The following is a 16726-nucleotide window of genomic DNA, read 5'->3' on the forward strand; positions in this document are numbered from 1 at the left end:
TCCGCAAGTACCGATCGAGAGAGCCGCTATGCAACTCGGACCCGAAGATGTTGTCCGCAAGACCTTCAACTCCCCCCGTTTTCGGGGTGGATATGTCGTCGAGGAGGTGGATGGGTTCCTGGAGGAGGTCGCCACGTCCCTGAAGCGCCTCACGACTCTGGTTGACGAGCAGCAGGCCGAGATCAATACGCTCAAGTCAGGCGGCGGCACGTTGACGCACGACCTGGAAGTCGAGCAGATCCAGCTGGAGCAAGTGAGGCTAGAGCGGGAAGCGATCGTGACCGAGCTTGCTGACGCAGACAGCCGCGTAGCCGCCGCCCGGGAAGCCGCCGTCCTTGCCGAGGCGTCACGAAACTCGAGCCTGGAGGAGCTCCGCCAGCGGTTCGACGATGACCTACTCGTGCTGGAACAGCAGGTCAGTGACGCACGAGCCGAAGCCGAGGCAGCCGAGCGATACAGCGCGGAGCGCATCGAAAAGGCCGAGGAGCAGGCAGCAGCCGCGCAGCAGCAGGCCACGCTGCTGCGTGAACGACTGGCCGCCATGTGCGCTGAAGTACGAGCGGCGGCTAGCGAGCACCTCGGTTCTGAAGCCGTTAACGAACTCGTTCCGTTTGCTGTCGGCCAGGACGATCCGGTGGCACAGGCGTCAGCGATGGCCATGCTCGCCGAGCGCATCCGGCAGGACCACATTGCTGCAGGGCAGGTTGAGGCGGATCGGCTCCTGGGTGAGGGGAGACTCGAGCGTGACGCTCTGATCGCCGAGGGGAGGGACGCTGTGGAGACCGCTCGCAAGCAGGCTGCGGGTCTTCTTGCGGTCGCGAGGACCGAGGGAGAGCAGGCTAAGGACATTGCCCGTTCTGCCGCGGAGAAGCTCCTCGCTGAAGCCCAGCGCCAGCACGACGAGAGGCTGGTGGCTGCTGAGAGCCGGGGTGCCCGCATGATCGAAGATGCCCGACTGGAGCGCGACGCCGTAGTCGCCGATCTGCTGACCCGCCGTGAGACTCTTGAGGCGAAGATCGCTGAGCTGGAGGACTCGCAGAAGGAGTACCGGCAGCGTCTCCGTAGGCTCGTCAGTGAGCAACTGGCCGCGGTCGACACCGATGACTGGGTCCGGGAGATCCGGGCTCTCCAAAGTTAGCCTGATCTCGTGTTCAGATGGCGCGAGCGAGAGCCCGGGGTCGGGCCGACCTTCGGGGTGGACTGGGCGATCACCGACCGCATGGGTGGTCTGAGCACGGGGTCGTTCGCCTCTCTCAACCTCGGCGCCCACGTCGATGACGATGTTGAGGCGGTGTCGGGCAACCGCGCCGGCGTGGCGCACGCGTTCGACCTCGAGGCTGACGATCTGCGTTTCATGCGTCAGGTGCACGGTATTGAGATTGCGGTTGTCGACCGTGAGGAGGATGACCCGTCCCATGAGGCGGACATCATGATCACCGATGATCCTGAGGTCGCGCTCGTGGTGCTGGTTGCCGACTGCACGCCGATCCTGCTGCTCGACCGCGACGAGGGGCTGGCAGCCGCCGTGCACGCGGGCCGGGTGGGGTTCACCAACGGTGTCGTCGGTGTCGCGGTGGCGGCGCTGCGCGAACGGGGAGCGGCCAAGCTCGAGGCCGTCGTCGGTCCCTCGGTCTGCCCACGGTGCTACGAGGTGCCCGCCGACCTGCGGGACCAGGCTGCACAAGCCAGCCCCGCGGCATACGCGGTGTCCTGGACCGGCACCCCCGCGATCGATGTGGCTGCCGGCGTGGTCCACCAGCTGCGGTCCGCCGGTGTCTCGGTGACCTGGCTTCCCGGTTGCACCCGGGAGGACGAGTCCCTGTTCTCGCACCGCCGGGACGGCGTCACCGGTAGGTTCGCCGGGGTGATCCGGTTGCTGCCGCCAGAGGACGCCGCGTGACCGGGCCGAGCGGTGTGCCCGAACAATAGTGACCGGGTGGAGCAGCACCTTGTGCACCTCGACCAGCTCAGCGGCGTGACCCGACTTCCTTGTGCCAGTAGGTGGCGTCGGCACTCAATGTGCGAAGAATGGCGTCCGGTCTCGGCGCCGCGAGCCACAACTCGATCAGGTACCAGTCAACGGCTCATCGGCAAACTCACCGTCCCGGCCAGCATCTCGCCCCCGTGCATTGACACGCACCCGGTAAGTGCCGTGCGGGATCGAGAGAAGGCCGCTCGCCTCGCCCGCCCACGTGCTCCACTTGGGTTGTGCGCCCATAGGGACAGAGATGGAGACCTCCACCATGTCCTCCCAGTCATCTGTGAGCGGCGGCTCGGTATCGTGCCGCACGATCTGGACCGGGGAACCTCCCGACCTACGAGCCAGATGGAGGTACAGACCCTCATCGGCGGCGGCACCTGCGAGCCCGTTGAGCTGGCCTGCGAAGAACCGCTCAAAGTTCCCGTCGAAGCCGTAGCCGTCGCCCCACAGCAGGTCGAACTGACCGTAGTCGGTCTCCACCAGACCATCGAAGATCACTTCTGTCACGACCAAGAGTGTTGCACGCATCAGTGCCCCGACACGTGGGTCGTTGTATGTGCGGTGAAGCACGTGCACCGTGCGGAGGTTCACCGGCGGCTCACGTCGCACAGGTGAGCGGGAGGTTGCCATCTCGCCAGCGTGGGCCATGAGGAGTAACTTCGAATCTGAGGAAGGGCGCACCGGGTCGGTGCTCTTGCCGTAGGTGAGGAGGTCGTCGCCATGGGTCGCGAGGACTGGCTTGAGTTGGCCTACTGGACGTGCGTGGCTGGGGCGCTCCTGACCTACGTCGTCCTCGCCCACGTGCTGGGCATCGTTGCAGTCGGGCTGTTCTTCGGATAGCGCTCCGCGCCGTGGGGGCGTTCCGGGTGGGCTGACGAGCCTGGCCAAGGAACCGTCTCACACCTCGTCCGCCAACTGCTGGAGGAGGAGAGACATCCGGCGGGGGATGACTTCGGTGGTCGCGAGAGAGGTGCTGCTGCGTTGCACGCCGGGCGTCATCTGGATGCTCTGTGTGACGCGGTGCAGGTCAACGGTGTCGCGGGCAACCACTCTGAGCATGAGGTCTGCATCGCCCGTCGTGGTGTGCGCCTCGATGACCTCGGGGATGGCGCCAAGCGCTGCGTAGACAGAGTCGACGTCCTGTTGGGAGACCGACAGCGTCACAAAGGCGAGCAGGGGTCGTCCGGCGGCAGAGGGGACGAGAGTTGCGCTCGGAGGTCCCAGGGCGTCGCCGTCGCGAAGCCTCTTCAGGCGGGCGTGCACGGTGTTCCGGGAGATTCCCAGGCGGCCGCCGATCTCGATCAGCGACGCGTCCTGCGATTGGTCGCGGGCGAGCAGGATCCGAGCATCGACCGCGTCAAGGCTGTACATCTGACCGAAGATACACCTCCGGAACGGGCTCGTGCTGTGCATCTGCACAAGAGAATGATGGGTACTTGTGCAGCCTGAGATCGTTACCTAGATTTCCTGGCCATGAGCACAGGACATGCCTACATCGACCTACCGCGTCTTGACCTGCGGCGGTTCACCTCGCCGGTGCAGTTCCTGCCTCGGATGAGTGAGGGGCTCGGCGTGGAGGTCTGGGCCAAGCGCGACGACCTGGGCTCGGTGGGGCTCGCGGGCAACAAGGTGCGCAAGCTGGAGATGGAGCTCGCCCACGCACAGGCGCAGGGCGCGACGCACATCGTGACCGAAGGATCACGACACTCCAACGCGACCCGTGCGGCTGCCGCTGCGGCAGCGGCGATCGGGATGAAGTGCAGTCTCGTGCTCTGCCACGACGAGCCGAAGGAGCCGGTGGGCAACCTGCTCCTCGACGCGCTCTTCGGGGCTGACCTCCATCTCGTTGGGGACATCTCGTGGGTCGAGCTCGCTGAGGTGACCGCCGAGATCGTCCGTGAGCTGGAGGCTGCCGGCGAGCGGGTCCACCGCCTGCCCATCGGATCTGCGACCGGCCGGGGAGCAACGAGCTTCGCCCGGGCCTACATCGAGGCTGACGAGCAGATCCGGGCGCAGGGCGCAACCTTCACCACGATCGTGCACGCCAGCTCGGCGGGAAGCACACACGCGGGACTGGTCCTGGGGCGAGCGCTCCGTCAGCACTCGACGCGCATCCTCGGCGTCGTTGTCGCCGACCACGTGTATGACGATGTGCCCGGCAGCTACCTGCGCCTCGCGAACGAGGCCGCTGACCTCATCGCGCCGACGGTCCGCATCGAGGCCTCCGACCTTGAACTGACCGAGGACTACCTCGGCGAGGGATACGGCAAGCCAGCAGCGGGTGTCATGGAGGCGATCGACCTCATGGCACGGCTCGAGGGAATCGTGGTGGACCCGGTCTACACAGCGAAGGCGGTCGCAGCGGTCATCGACATGGCCCGCAAGGGGACGGTCGAAGGGCCCGTGCTCTTCTGGCACACCGGCGGCTACCACGCGATGTTCGATCCGAGCTACACGGCCGAGGTGTGGTCGGCCCTTCCTCGACTGCGGCGTATCCAGCTCTGACGGGGTCTAAGAGTCTGCCTCGCCCTGCTGCTGGCGGACTGCGGCGCGGAAGCCGGCCTGGAAGCGCGTGCGACTGTCGAGCTGGTCGAACAGGGTCTGCAGGCGGCGCTGCAGGGTGCGGGCGCTGACCCCGAGCTGGCGGGCCACGGCCTCGTCCTGCATGCCGCTGGCCAACAGGGAGACGATGTCCTGCTCCAGGACGTCGGGGCGTGCGGCCACCGGCGTCGCCCGGGACAGGTCCAGGGGAGCGGCGGTCCGCCACAGGGCCTCGAACAGGGAGACGAGCGCGTCCAGCAGAGCGCTGGAGTGGACGACCAGGGCGCTCTCCACGGACACCTCGTGCGAGGTCAGGGGGAGCAGGGCGAACTTGGCATCGACCACCGTCAGCTTGGTGGGGACCTCGGCGATCCGGACGACCTCCCCCTTGGCCGTCGCACGCTGCACGTTGGCCAGCATGCTCGGCAGGTCGAAGGCGCTGGGGGTGTAGATGCAACGCACCGTGACGCCCCGGCGCATCGCGGCCTCCTGGGCCACGTTGGGCTGCGAGATGTCGATGGCGAACGGCGGCTTCACCAGCCCGAGCACCTCGTGCTGGGCGGCCTCGTGCAGCTGATAGAAGCGTCGCGCGATCGCCTCGCCACCGGTCACCACCTCGAGGAGCTCCTCCGGACGCTCGGTCGTGTGGATCGCCGCCTCCGCCATCAGGACGCTGGCTGCTGCGCGGCTGGAGGCCACCTCGTCCTGCCGCCGGGCGGCGAGCGCGTCGATCGCCACACCCGGAGGCGTCGCGGTGAGACGCAGCGGGCGGCCGGGCAGTCTGCTGACCAGACCCAGCTCCTCCAGGCTCGGCACCATCCGGCGCAGCGCCTCCGTCGACACCTGGGCGTGCTCGGCCACCCGCGCCAGGGTGGTGGGGCCGGTCCTGAGGAGCGCGCGGTAGGTCGCCTCCTCGGTCCTGGACACCCCGAGGCCTGCGAGCAGGGAGCCCTGGTGCTCTGCGATGCGGTCTCTCCTTGTGGTGGCTAATTGTCGACATGTCAACGTTACGCCACGGCAGAGCGTTGACAGGGCTCACGCGCCCGGGCTACCAATGAGCATCCCCATTCCGATCGAGGAGCCCCCATGCACGATCAGCCTGCCCGCGCGGCGCGGCTACGCCTGCCCAGATCACGACTCGCCTACGGCGTCCTGGCGGTGCCGCTGGCGCTGTCGCCGCTGGCCACCGCGGCGCAGGAGACCGACGACCAGCAGCCGTCCCTGGCCGCGATGACCGACTGGACCGTCGGAGACTCGTCCGCCGCTGGCGCCGCCCCGGAGGGGGAGGACGTCACTCTGATCACCGGCGACACAGTCCACGTCATGACGGGACCTGACGGTCGGCATACCGCCACCGTCACACCGGCCACCGATGGGGGAGAGGCCGGCTTCTGGACCCACGAGCAGGGTGACGACCTCTTTGTCGTGCCGATGAGCGTGTCGGCACTGATCCCCGAGCGCCTCGACCCCGCCCTGTTCAACGTCAGCGACCTCGTGGAGGCCGGCTACACCGACGAGAAGATGGACTCCGTGCCGGTTATCCTCACCTACGAGGAGGAGGCGCCGGTGCCGGCGGCCCGGTCCGTCGCCTCCACGGCCCGGGAGCTGGAGAGCATCAACGGGCTCGCGGTCGCCGTCGACAAGGACACGGACACCGTTGACCTGGCCACCGGGCTCGAGAAGCTCGCGCGAGGCCAGAACGCCCGGTCCGCCGGGCCGGCCGCGCTCGCCGGTCTGGACAAGATCTGGCTGGACGCCCCCGTCGCGGCGACTCTGGAGCACAGCGTCCCGCAGATCGGTGCCCCGACCGCGTGGGACCTGGGGTTTGACGGGACGGGCGTCACCGTCGCGGTGCTCGACAGCGGCATCGATGCCGAGCACCCCGACCTGGCAGGCCAGGTCGTGGCCAGCGAGAACTTCTCCGACGCGGACACCACGGACGACCGCGCCGGTCACGGCACGCACGTCGCGTCCACCATCGCGGGCACCGGTGCCGCCTCGGACGGCCGGTTCGTCGGGGTCGCGCCGGGCGCCAGCCTGATCAACGCCAAGGTGCTCAACGACTACGGCAACGGCTCGACCAGCGGCGTGATCGACGGCATGGAGTGGGCGGCCCAGCAGGGCGCCGACATCGTGAACATGAGCCTGGGGGTCCGTGGCTTCTACACGGACGGGACCGACCCGGGCAGCCTGGCCGTCAACACGATCACCGAGGAGTACGGCACGCTGTTCGTGATCGCGGCCGGGAACGAGGGACCTAGGGACGGGACCGTCACCTCGCCCGGCGCGGCGGACCTCGCCCTGACAGTCGGCGCCGTCGACCGCAACGACGACATCGCCTACTTCTCCAGCCGCGGGCCCCGCTTCGGCGACTCGGCGGTCAAGCCGGAGATCACCGGCCCCGGGGTGGACATCGTGGCCGCCCGGGCGGGCGGCACCAACCCGATGTTCCCGTTCGACGACCACTACACCTACATGTCCGGCACCTCCATGGCCACCCCGCACGTGGTGGGGGCGGCCGCCCTGCTGGCGCAGGCGCGACCCGAGCTGACGGGGCAGGAGCTCAAGGCCGTGCTCGTGGGCACGGCCGTCCCCAACGAGGACCTCCGGGTCCTCGACCAGGGCGCCGGCCGGGTGAACGTGCCGACCGCGCTGACCGGTGAGGCCATCGCCGAGCCGGTGGCCCTGCACCTCGGCAGCTACACCTACCCGCAGGAGCCGGTGCAGGAGGAGCGCACCGTGACCTACCGCAACCTGGGGGAGGAGCCGCTGACCCTGGACCTCGTCGCCTCGGCCCGGAACGTCGAGGGCGAGCCGGCGGGCGGAGCGGTGTCAGTGAGCCCGGCGACCCTGACCGTGCCGGCCGGTGGGACCGCCACGGCGGCCGTGACGCTCGACGTCACCGTGCCCGGCGCGGGCCAGTTCAGCGGCTCGGTCGTGGCGACCTCGGGGTCGGGACAGACCCTCTCCACGCCGATCAGCTACTACAAGGAGCCCGAGCGCTACGACGTGCACATCGAGGGCATCGCCCGCGACGGGCGCCCGGCGCAGGGAGCCTTCCGCGTGCTGGACGTCATCGACGGCAGCGTGTCGGCCTTCCGCAACTGGGGGCAGGACGACACCTCGTGCACCACCGACCCCTGGGACGGCAGCAACTGCATCCGGGTGGAGCCCGGGACCTACTCGGTCTCCGGCGTGGTGCTCACCATGCCCGAGGACCTGCCCTCCACGGCCTACCCCCGACCCAGCGAGGACTTCCTCAACACCTCGCTCGTGGTCGAGCCCGAGGTCACGATCGACGGGCCGACCACGCTGACCCTGGACGCCCGCGACGCCGTCGAGGTGCAGATCGAGACGCCCGGCAACGAGACGCGACCGGTCAACGGCTCCGCCGTGCAGGTGACCTACCACCGGGTGCCGGAGGAGGGCGAGGCCCTGACCCACGGCCTCTTCGTCGGTCCGCGCACCCAGCTGGAGCACACACTGTTCATGCAGCCCACTGAGGCTGTCCAGCACGGCCAGCTGTCGGCATACACCCAGTGGACCCTCGAGGCTCCCGACGTGACCCTCCAGGTGGAGGGGGACGACGCCCTCGCTCTGGAGCCGCACTACTACGACCGCTACTGGTTCAGCGACAACAGCTGGCAGTTCCCGCAGCTCGAGGGGGAGCACTCGCTGCCCGTCGTGGACGTGGGGACCGGGACGGTCGAGGAGGTCGCCGCGGCCGACGTGAGCGGTGCGCTCGCCCTGGTCCGCCGCTCGGACGCCCTCCCGGTGGCCGAGCAGGCCAACAACGCCGCCGAGGCCGGCGCGACGATGGTCGCGGTCTATCACGACGCCCCCGGGTCGGACGCCTACCCGGGTGCCTCCGGCATACGGCTGGACGTGCCCACGGTGCGCCTGTCGCACGCCGAGGGGACCGGTCTGCTGGGCCTGCTGGGCCAGGGTCCGGTCACGGTGACCGCCGCCGGTCAGCCCGCCAGCCCCTACCGCTACAACCTCCGGCTGACCGAGGAGGGCAGCATCCCGGCCGAGCTGGACTACGTCCTGGAGACCGAGGACCTGGCGGCGGTGACCAACGCGTTCCACAGCCAGCTGAGCACCGAGCTCACTTTCACCGAGTCCTGGTTCGCCCAGGCTCCGTGGGAGACCTTCGGCATCACCTTCCCGACGCCGACGGTCGGCGGGCCGCGGGAGCGGGTGGACTACTACATGCCCGAGCCGGGCCTGGCGTACACCCAGCACCTGACGACCCCGGAGGACCGGTACAACTACAACTGGCCGGCCGACCAGCAGGCGAAGGTCCGGCTAGCGACCCAGTCCCGCACCTATGAGGCGGGGGAGCGGGTCGAGCGGTCGTGGCTGGAGGCGCCGCTGCGTCCCGGTGTGTGGCCCGAGGAGTCGATGGTGCGCACCGGTGACGTCCTGGACATCCGCCTGGCGGCCTTCAAGGACGGCCAGGGGAACACCGCCAACGCGACGGGCTCGAACTTCGAGAACGGGTTCGACATCGCGATGAGGGTGTTCGCCGATGGTGAGCAGGTGATCGAGAGCAACTACGCCTACGGTCGCCTCGACATCCCGGCCGACGCCGAGGACTACCGGGTCGAGTACGAGGTGGACAACCTCTCGCCGTGGGCGCAGCTGGCCACGCACACGAAGTCGGCGTGGACCTATCAGTCCGAGCGTCCGGAGGAGGGTGAGGTGCGGGTCGAGCCGCTGCTGACCGTGGACTACGACCTGGACGTGGACCTGCAGAACCGGTTGCTGCCGGCGTCGGAGCGCTCCGGGCCGCTGACCGTGGAGTTCACCGTGGGGCACCAGACCGGTGCGCCCTCGCTGCCGATCCGTTCGGACGCCTCGCTGGAGGTCTCCTATGACGGCGGTGGGTCCTGGCGCGCGGTCGACAACCTGCGCGAGGTGTCCGAGGGGCACTTCGTCGGGGTGCTGCGGGCCGGCGTGCCGAAGAACAACGACGGGACGCTGTCGCTGCGGATGAGTGCCTCGGACTCTGCTGGGAGCACGGTCGAGCAGGAGGTGCTGCGGGCAGCCGGCCTGCCTGAGTGATGTTGTATGCCGCGGGGCTGGGGTTGCAGGTCGACCCCAGCCCCGCGGCTGTGTCTGTCTATAGGAGGTGGCTCGTTAGGCCGAGGCTTCCTCGGTCCCTTCCTGGCTGTGCTGAGAGAAGAACTTCATCGTCAGAGCTGCATGTGCGCCCGCGCCGCCCGACCTGAGCGCGGCCGAGAGCAGGGCCGCTTCTGCGACCTCGGCCCTGGAGGCACCTGCCTTGACCGCGGCAGCCGTGTGGACATCGAGGCAGTAGACACACTGTGTGCTGTGGGCGACCGCCAGGGCGATCAGCTCGCGATACTTGAGCGGAATCGCACCATCCTCGATTCCTACGGTTCCGTCCAGCCGTGCCCAAGCCGCGAACTCGCGAGGTGCTGCCGCTTTGACGTCCGCCAGGTACTGCAGGTCGGTGCTGTCGTGATAGTGGGACATGTAGAAACTCCTCATTCAGGGGCGTGATGTGAAGGTGATCTAGTGAGGAATCCTCGGACAGGAATCCAGGGGTGACGGTCTATCGCACGAGCAACACGACCCTTCCGATGACATCCCTGGAGGCCATCTTCTTGAGTGCTGCCGCGGCATCCTGCAGCTCGAAGCGGTCGCTCACCAGAGGAGAGAGGCGCCCGTCCGTGAAGAAGGGTTCGAGCTTCTCGTGGATCGAGGCGTTCACGCCCTGTCGCCCGAAGGTCAGGTCGCCCCACGCCACGCCGACAGCAGTCAGATTGCGGAGCAGAAGGCGATTGGCGGGGATCTGGGATATCTCTCCGCTCGTGAACCCTAGGACGACGTACCGACCTCCTTGCGCCAGGACACGGAGAGAGTCAACGGAGCGTGCCGAGCCGCCCACAGGATCCAGAACCATCTGGACTCCCTCGGGGAAGGACTCTTTGATCTGGCGACGCCACTCATCGCCGACCCTGAACACGGCGCGGGCTCCGCACGCGCGGGCATATTCGGCCTTGGCCGACGAGGACACGACAGCCAATACTTCGGCGCCGAGCGCACTGGCGAGCTGGACGATTGCCGAACCCAGGCCACCCGCGGCTCCGTGCACCAGGACCCGCTCGCCGGCCGTCAGCCCGCCACGAAGAACGAGGGCGGCGTAGGCGGTGTGGTAGTTGGAGACCATCGCTGCCCCAGCATCATGATCCATGCCGGCCGGCAATGTGTATGTCAAACTCGCGGGGGCGAGAACCTCTTCAGCCCATCCGCCGTGATGACAGTAGGCGGCTACCGCGTCACCCGGCGCCAGGCCGCTCTCCGAGGGGGCAGCTATGACGGTCCCTGAGACCTCGGCCCCAGGGACGAAGGGCAGCTCCGGCTGCTCCTGATATTTCCCCTCGGTATGCAAGAGGTCCGGGTAGGTGACCCCTGCGGCGTGGACTGCGATCCGCACCGGCATCTCGTCTGAGAAGAGTGGAGCCAGTTGAGGAGGACGAGCGGTGTCCACCAGACGCAAAGCCGTCTCCGGCCCTGAATGGTCGACGACATGGATGGCTCTCATATGACTTCCTATGCAACCTGATCAGACGCGCACGGATCGAAGGATGAGTCCAGCGAACCGGTCCACGAGTTCGACCCGCTTGATGGGACCCTCCCTGACCCAGGACCCCACGTGAACGAGCATGCCGAGGAGAGCCTTGAGCTCGATGTGGTCGACACTCCGAAAGTGACCCTCTTTCACTGCGCGGCCAAAGAGATCTGCCCACACTGTTTCGTATTCATCGCGCATCGACCTGATCGTGAGTCGACGTTCCTGCGTCAACGACTCCAACTCCCGTTGAATCACCAACACGCTATCGCGATGGGTGAAGATCTCGCCAAGGACTGAATCCACCAGGAGTGCGACCGTGTCTTCCGCAGAGTCCCCGCGCGCCGCAATCTCCTTTGCCTCCCGAAGTTGCCGCTCGGTGCTCGACAGGCAGATCTCGAACAGGATTTCATCTTTCGAGGAGAAGTGGTAATAGAGGGTTCCCCGGCTACAACCAACGGCTGCCTGAACGTCTGTCATGGACGCCGCGTGGTACCCGCGAGCGGCGAATATATGAGCAGCCGCCATGAGGATGCTTCTTCGGGTGCGGGCTGCCACGTTGTTCCTACCAGCCGAGATGGTTTCCTGATCTGGTGCTGAACTCACATGGTCTCCCTGTCGTTGGCCCGGCCGCTTGGCCCCTGCGGGCCGAAGGACCGAACGAGGTTCTTGTCGACCTTCTCATTGGCGGTCTTTGGTAGTTTCGCCACGAAATCGATATAGCGCGGCACCATGAACGATGGTAACTGCTCCTCGAGGAACCGCCACAGATCGAGAGGAGAGGGTCTTGCCTCAGTGGACGAGACTACGACCGCCATGACGTCGTCCTCACCGACAGGCGACGGGACGGCAACAACGGCGCACTCCTCGATCGACTCGTGCTTATTCAGAACCGACTCAACCTCATAAGAGCTGATGTTCTCGCCGCGTCGTCGGATGGCGTCACCCTTGCGGTCCATGAAATAGAGCGCACCTTCGGGATCCATCTTGCCGAAGTCGCCGCTGTGGTACCAGAGGTTCCGCCATGCTGCGGCCGTGGCGTCATCGCGGTTCCAGTATCCGCGTGACATAACGTTCGGAAGTTTCGGTCGAATGAGGATCTCGCCAACCTCGCCGTATGGCACTTCGTTATCGTTCTCGTCCGCAATGAGCACGTCGAACAGTGAGTCGTTCACGAAGCCACATGATCCCGGGCGGCGCTCACGTCCGAGCGTGAAGGCGACCATTCCATTCTCGGTCGCTCCGTATGCCTCAAAGACCTCGACTCCAAACCTCTTTTCGAACTCAGGGCTCCGGTCTTGGTTGCCGTTGTAGAAGGCGCGACCTGTGTGATCCTTGTCGTTCTCAGACGGTTCCCGGGCGAGGAGGATTTGCAGGATGCTGTGGATGCCGAGGCACACCGTGGCTTTGAATCGTCGGACATCATCCCAGTACGCCGATGCACTGAACCTGTCACGCACCACGATCGGGATACCCATCACAGCGGCCGGAACGATGCCCAGGGAGTGGCCGATCGTGTGAAACAGCGGCAGCGGACAGTAGATGACGTCGTCGGCAGACAACCCCACACACCGCATCCATTCGTGCGCGTATGCAAGCGTTTGTGAATGCGGGACCATCACTCCCTTACTCGGCCCCGTCGTCCCTGACGTGTACATGATGGCCTGCAGGTCAGTTTCCTTGATCTCCACTGGCGACACGTCTGACGGCTGCTCGCTGCGCTCGGCATGATGGAAGCTCACAGTGCTCAGAGTGTGGTGAGCAGAGAGTTCGTCATCGGTGGTCAGGACCATTCCGAGTCCTAGGGCGTGGTGGTGCGTGGCCATTTCTGCCGCTAGGGGACCGCCGGTCACCATCAACGAGACAGTCGCATCTTCGACCTGTCGTCTCAACAGGTCGCCCTTGAGTTCCGTGTTGAAGGGCACCAGGACGGCACCGATTCGGGCACACGCGAAGATGGTCACCACGAACTCACGGGAGTTGCGCAGATAGAGCCCCACCCGGTCACCGTGGCCCAGCCCTCGCTGCAGCATGTAGGTGCTGAGTCCCACGGCCGCAGCATGGATGTCTCCGAACGTGTGCGTTCCCTCATCGCTCACGACGAACGGGGCGCCTGGGTCTCGGTCCACGCTCTCGGTGAACGCGTCGAAGAGAGTCGTGCGGCTGCCCGGCGGTGTCCGACGCAGCGCACCTTCGGACGGGCCCGGCAGAGTCACAGCCTGGCCCCTCGCATGGCCGCAACGACTTCAGATCCTCGGTAGGGGTGCCCGTCAGCGGCCAACTTGTTCCGACCCAGCGTGAAGTCGCGCTTCATCATTCCCACCACCTGCGGGTCCAGCTGCACAAACGACTCGAGCTGTTGGGCGGTGGACTCATCCAGGGTGTCGGGCTGGACGAGCCGGTGAGCCATCCCCGTGCGCAGCGCCCACTGTGCGTCAAGTTGGGCACCGGTGAGGCCCAACTGGCGTGCAGCGCTCAGGCCGATCTCAGTGATCAGGGCTGTCATGCCACCCCAGAGGACGGGGACCCCGAGGCGCACCTCAGGCAGGCAGAAGACCGAGTCGGTGGTCGCGATTCGGTAATCGCACGCTGCTGCCAGGAAGACGCCTCCACCGAACGCAGCCCCCTGGACGCTGGCCACGGTGAACTTAGGGCTCGCCTGCATGGCCTCGACCAGAGCCGAGCCCTTCTCGTCCACCGCGAGGATGTCCTCCGCCGACTCCACGGTCTGCTTGCGGTCCCAACCAGCGCAGAACACTCGACCTTCACCCCTGAGCAGGATGACCCGAACCTCCTTCGAGGCGCTGGCCGATGCGTATGTCTCCGTGAGGGCGTCGATCATGTCCCAGCTCAATGCGTTACGCACGTCTGGCCTGTTGAGGGTGATGGTCAAGAGCCCGTTGTCCTGCATGGTCTTGATCACTGCGTTGCTCATTGACTTTCCTTCTCTCCAAGGGCCTCTTGCGGGTGAGTGAAGAGAAAGCCCCTTTCGGTGTAGTCGTTGACGGTGTGCGTGTCGTAGGAGAGCTCCGCCAAGATCTCGCGGGTGTTCTCCCCGACGAAGGGGGCCGGTTGCACCTGCGGCCTGGCAGCGAAGCGGAACCGGGGGGCCGCCTCGGGGGCAACGGCTTGCCCCACCTTCCCGAAGAGCTTGCGGTGCAACGAGTGGGCGCTCGTTGGGACTTCTGCCAGGGACAGCACCGGTGTCACGCACACATCCGCGTCACCGAGTAGCGTCATCCAGTCTGCCCTTGAGCGTTGGCGGAACAACTCGGCCAGATCCTGACATGCCTCAGTCCATTCAGCCTGGCGCTGCAACGTTGGGGCCAGGTGGGTCATGCCCAGGAGGCCGAGCAGGGGGAGGGCGAACTTCTCCTCGATCGCCCCGACTGCTAGCCACTGGCCGTCGGCGCACTCGTAGACGTTGTACAGCGGATAGCCACCGTCCAAGAGGTTGGTCGCCCGCTCCTCCCGCCACTGCCCGCGAGATGACTCGTCGTGCTGTTGCGTCGCGAGATACCCAATCCCATCCAGCATGGCGGCGTCAATGAACTCGCCCTGGCCGGTCTCCCTCGCTCGGTAGAGCGCCGCGACCACCCCTAACGCCGTGGTGAGGCCACCCCCCGCGTAGTCTCCGAGCAGGTTGAGGGGCACGGTCGGCTCGTCCCTGCCGATCGCGTCAAGGACTCCGGCGGCCGCGATGAAGTTGATGTCATGACCTGCTTTGGACGACTCGGGGCCGGTCTGGCCCCAACCGGTGATGCTCGCGTAGACCAGTCGTGCGTTGCTCTCCCAACAGATCTCGGGGGACAGCCCCAGCCGCTGCATCGTGCCTGGCCGGTAGCCCTCCATGACCACGTCGGCCTGGCGGATGAGGTCCAGGGCCAGCCGCACTCCATCCGGGTGCTTCAGGTCGACGGCGATGGATCGACGTCCACGGTCCATGGCCTGGACCGGCGGCACATGGCCATCAGTAGGAGGTCTGTCGATGCGAATGATGTCGGCGCCGAGGTCGGCGAGCGCCATCCCCGCGAACTGGATCGGACCGATTCCTGAGAACTCGACGACCTTGACGCCGCAGAGAGGTGCCCGACCGTGCGGGGACTTTTCCATTCTCATGCTCCATTCATCCGTACATCGCATAGGGCAACCAGGTCACCAGGAATGGGCAGAGGATCAGCACTGCGATCACGACAGCGTCCATCAGCCCCAGTCTCCACACCGTTCGGAAGACGCCCTCGGGTGTAAGCCCTTCATGGGTGCCTGCCACGACGAAGACGTTGAGCCCGACCGGTGGGGTGATGAGCCCGATCTCGATCGCCTTGACCACCAGGATCGCGAACCAGATTCCGTCCACACCCAGTTCCATCAGCATGGGGTACGTCAGGGGGATGGTGATGACAAGGATGGACAAGGAGTCAAGGAAGCAGCCGAGAACGATCATGAACAGGAGCACGAGGACCACAACGAGGATCGGGTGCATCCCAGCATTAGCCACCTGGGCGGCGACCTTGATCGGGATGCCGCTCGAGACGAGGAAGTAGGCGAAAACGCTGCCTCCGACAAGGAGCAGGAAGATCATGCTGCTGAGAGAAGCCGTCTCGCTGAGCGCTTCTCGGAAGGAGGCGAACATCTGACGGGGGCGACGCCTCAACCTCACGGCCATCACCAGGACTGCCACAAACGCCGCGATCGCACCAGACTCGGTTGCCGTGAACAACCCGGTGTAGAGACCGACAATGATGATTCCCAACAGGGCGAGCACATACAGAGTGCCGACATAGTTCTCCCTGCGGACTGGCATGCCGACGGCAGGGCGACCGGTGCCCTCTCGTGGTGACCCAGCCGTCGCTGGTGTCGAACCGACCGCAGCCGGTGTCGCCTGCGCAGAAACTGATGTCGCGGCGCCGGGACCACCGCTGTGCTGAACAACCTTCTGCGGGACCGGCGACGAGGTTCCTTCTGTCTCCATCAGGTGGCCGCCACGGTGCATGAGCAGGATGCCGATGGAGTAGAAGACGATGGAGACGATGCCTGGAATGACGCCGGCCATCAGGAGCTGGCCGATGGACTCGCCCGTCAGGATGCCGTACACCACCAAGATCACGCTCGGTGGGATCAGGACTCCCAGGGTTCCCCCGACGGCGACGATGGAGGCTGCAGCGTTGGGCTTGTAGCCGTGGTCTGTCATCTCCTTGATCGCAATGCGACCGATCGTCGCGACGGTCGCGACACTGGAGCCTGTCACCGCAGCGAAACCACCACAGGCGAGAATGGTCGCGATTCCCAACCCGCCAGGCAGCTTCTTGGTGGCTTGCTGGGCAACGGCGTACACATCGCCTGCTAGGCCGGCCTTGCTGGCCACGATTCCCATGAGGACGAACATGGGGATGATGAAAAGGCTGTAAGACGCCGTGGCGGAGTAGGGGAGCGACCCGAGGGAAGAGAGAGATATATCCGACCCGCGCAGCAGGTACACACCCACGGCCCCGGCCGCGAGGAGCGCTAGCCAGATGGGTCTTTCAGCCAGGATGAGCGCGACCAGGAGCAAGACGCCCAGCAGGACAACGACACTTGGTTCGAGGAATGTCATGACGTCTTCC

General features: G+C 66.3%; 14 protein-coding genes. 4 read left to right on the forward strand and 10 right to left on the reverse strand.

Features of this window, described 5'->3' with window-relative positions:
- Positions 1–28 precede the first annotated feature (28 nt).
- Positions 29–1138: a DivIVA domain-containing protein gene (locus DA085_RS18010; protein ID WP_109474377.1), complete on the forward strand. Its 1110-nt coding sequence runs from the start codon at positions 29–31 to the stop codon at positions 1136–1138.
- A gap of 9 nt (positions 1139–1147) precedes the next feature.
- Complete coding sequence (pgeF, locus tag DA085_RS18015) at positions 1148–1900, forward strand: peptidoglycan editing factor PgeF (protein ID WP_109474378.1); 753 nt, start codon at positions 1148–1150, stop codon at positions 1898–1900.
- 165 nt (positions 1901–2065) lie between these two features.
- Here pgeF and DA085_RS18020 read toward each other — a convergent pair whose 3' ends face one another.
- Complete coding sequence (locus DA085_RS18020) at positions 2066–2488, reverse strand: hypothetical protein (RefSeq protein WP_154402250.1); 423 nt, start codon at positions 2486–2488, stop codon at positions 2066–2068.
- 390 nt (positions 2489–2878) lie between these two features.
- Positions 2879–3352, reverse strand: coding sequence for an Lrp/AsnC family transcriptional regulator (locus tag DA085_RS18025; protein WP_109474409.1), 474 nt, complete (start codon positions 3350–3352; stop codon positions 2879–2881).
- Between the two features lie 102 nt (positions 3353–3454).
- Here DA085_RS18025 and DA085_RS18030 point away from each other — a divergent pair, with 102 nt between their 5' ends.
- The gene (locus DA085_RS18030; RefSeq protein ID WP_109474380.1) at positions 3455–4486 is read left to right on the forward strand and encodes a 1-aminocyclopropane-1-carboxylate deaminase/D-cysteine desulfhydrase; all 1032 of its coding nucleotides are present in this window, start codon (positions 3455–3457) and stop codon (positions 4484–4486) included.
- Between the two features lie 6 nt (positions 4487–4492).
- Here DA085_RS18030 and DA085_RS18035 read toward each other — a convergent pair whose 3' ends face one another.
- Entirely contained in the window at positions 4493–5527 is a 1035-nt protein-coding gene (locus DA085_RS18035; RefSeq protein WP_272914502.1) for a helix-turn-helix domain-containing protein, read from the reverse strand.
- Positions 5528–5608: 81 nt separating this feature from the next.
- On the opposite strand from DA085_RS18035, the gene DA085_RS18040 reads away from it, so the two are divergent.
- Positions 5609–9589 carry a S8 family serine peptidase gene (locus DA085_RS18040; RefSeq protein ID WP_109474381.1) on the forward strand — a complete coding sequence of 1327 codons (3981 nt, stop codon included), beginning with the start codon at positions 5609–5611 and terminating at the stop codon, positions 9587–9589.
- A gap of 75 nt (positions 9590–9664) precedes the next feature.
- Here the strand turns inward: DA085_RS18040 and DA085_RS18045 are convergent, their stop codons facing one another.
- The 7 genes from DA085_RS18045 to DA085_RS18075 all read right to left on the reverse strand — a co-directional run bounded on the left by DA085_RS18045 (position 9665) and on the right by DA085_RS18075 (position 16716).
- Positions 9665–10024 (reverse strand): carboxymuconolactone decarboxylase family protein, encoded by a 360-nt coding sequence (locus DA085_RS18045; RefSeq protein WP_109474411.1) that lies wholly within the window; start codon positions 10022–10024, stop codon positions 9665–9667.
- Between the two features lie 79 nt (positions 10025–10103).
- On the reverse strand, positions 10104–11096 hold the full coding sequence (locus DA085_RS18050; protein WP_109474382.1) for an NADPH:quinone oxidoreductase family protein: 993 nt from the start codon (positions 11094–11096) through the stop codon (positions 10104–10106).
- Positions 11097–11117: 21 nt separating this feature from the next.
- Positions 11118–11729 (reverse strand): TetR/AcrR family transcriptional regulator, encoded by a 612-nt coding sequence (locus tag DA085_RS18055; protein WP_154402251.1) that lies wholly within the window; start codon positions 11727–11729, stop codon positions 11118–11120.
- A complete protein-coding gene (locus tag DA085_RS18060; RefSeq protein ID WP_109474384.1) occupies positions 11726–13339 on the reverse strand; it encodes an AMP-binding protein in 1614 nt (537 codons plus the stop codon). Before DA085_RS18060 ends, DA085_RS18055 begins: the two co-directional genes overlap by 4 nt.
- Positions 13336–14058 carry an enoyl-CoA hydratase/isomerase family protein gene (locus tag DA085_RS18065; protein ID WP_109474385.1) on the reverse strand — a complete coding sequence of 241 codons (723 nt, stop codon included), beginning with the start codon at positions 14056–14058 and terminating at the stop codon, positions 13336–13338. Before DA085_RS18065 ends, DA085_RS18060 begins: the two co-directional genes overlap by 4 nt.
- Positions 14055–15236, reverse strand: coding sequence for a CaiB/BaiF CoA transferase family protein (locus DA085_RS18070; protein WP_161958546.1), 1182 nt, complete (start codon positions 15234–15236; stop codon positions 14055–14057). The genes DA085_RS18065 and DA085_RS18070 overlap by 4 nt, the downstream gene beginning before the upstream one ends.
- A 13-nt stretch (positions 15237–15249) precedes the next feature.
- On the reverse strand, positions 15250–16716 hold the full coding sequence (locus DA085_RS18075) for a TRAP transporter large permease (protein ID WP_109474387.1): 1467 nt from the start codon (positions 16714–16716) through the stop codon (positions 15250–15252).
- Between the last annotated feature and the right edge of the window lie 10 nt (positions 16717–16726).

It is taken from the genome of Ornithinimicrobium cavernae (assembly GCF_003121625.1).
Classification (GTDB): Bacteria; Actinomycetota; Actinomycetes; order Actinomycetales; family Dermatophilaceae; genus Ornithinicoccus; species Ornithinicoccus cavernae.

Bases quoted from the DNA above. Each gene is read 5' to 3' on its own strand.
- DA085_RS18040 (WP_109474381.1), top strand. From the start codon at position 5,609: ATGCACGATCAGCCTGCCCGCGCGGCGCGGCTACGCCTGCCCAGATCA.
- DA085_RS18030 (WP_109474380.1), top strand. From the start codon at position 3,455: ATGAGCACAGGACATGCCTACATCGACCTACCGCGTCTTGACCTGCGG.
- DA085_RS18050 (WP_109474382.1), bottom strand. From the start codon at position 11,096: ATGAGAGCCATCCATGTCGTCGACCATTCAGGGCCGGAGACGGCTTTG.
- DA085_RS18025 (WP_109474409.1), bottom strand. From the start codon at position 3,352: ATGTACAGCCTTGACGCGGTCGATGCTCGGATCCTGCTCGCCCGCGAC.
- DA085_RS18065 (WP_109474385.1), bottom strand. From the start codon at position 14,058: ATGAGCAACGCAGTGATCAAGACCATGCAGGACAACGGGCTCTTGACC.
- DA085_RS18070 (WP_161958546.1), bottom strand. From the start codon at position 15,236: ATGGAAAAGTCCCCGCACGGTCGGGCACCTCTCTGCGGCGTCAAGGTC.
- DA085_RS18045 (WP_109474411.1), bottom strand. From the start codon at position 10,024: ATGTCCCACTATCACGACAGCACCGACCTGCAGTACCTGGCGGACGTC.
- DA085_RS18075 (WP_109474387.1), bottom strand. From the start codon at position 16,716: ATGACATTCCTCGAACCAAGTGTCGTTGTCCTGCTGGGCGTCTTGCTC.
- DA085_RS18010 (WP_109474377.1), top strand. From the start codon at position 29: ATGCAACTCGGACCCGAAGATGTTGTCCGCAAGACCTTCAACTCCCCC.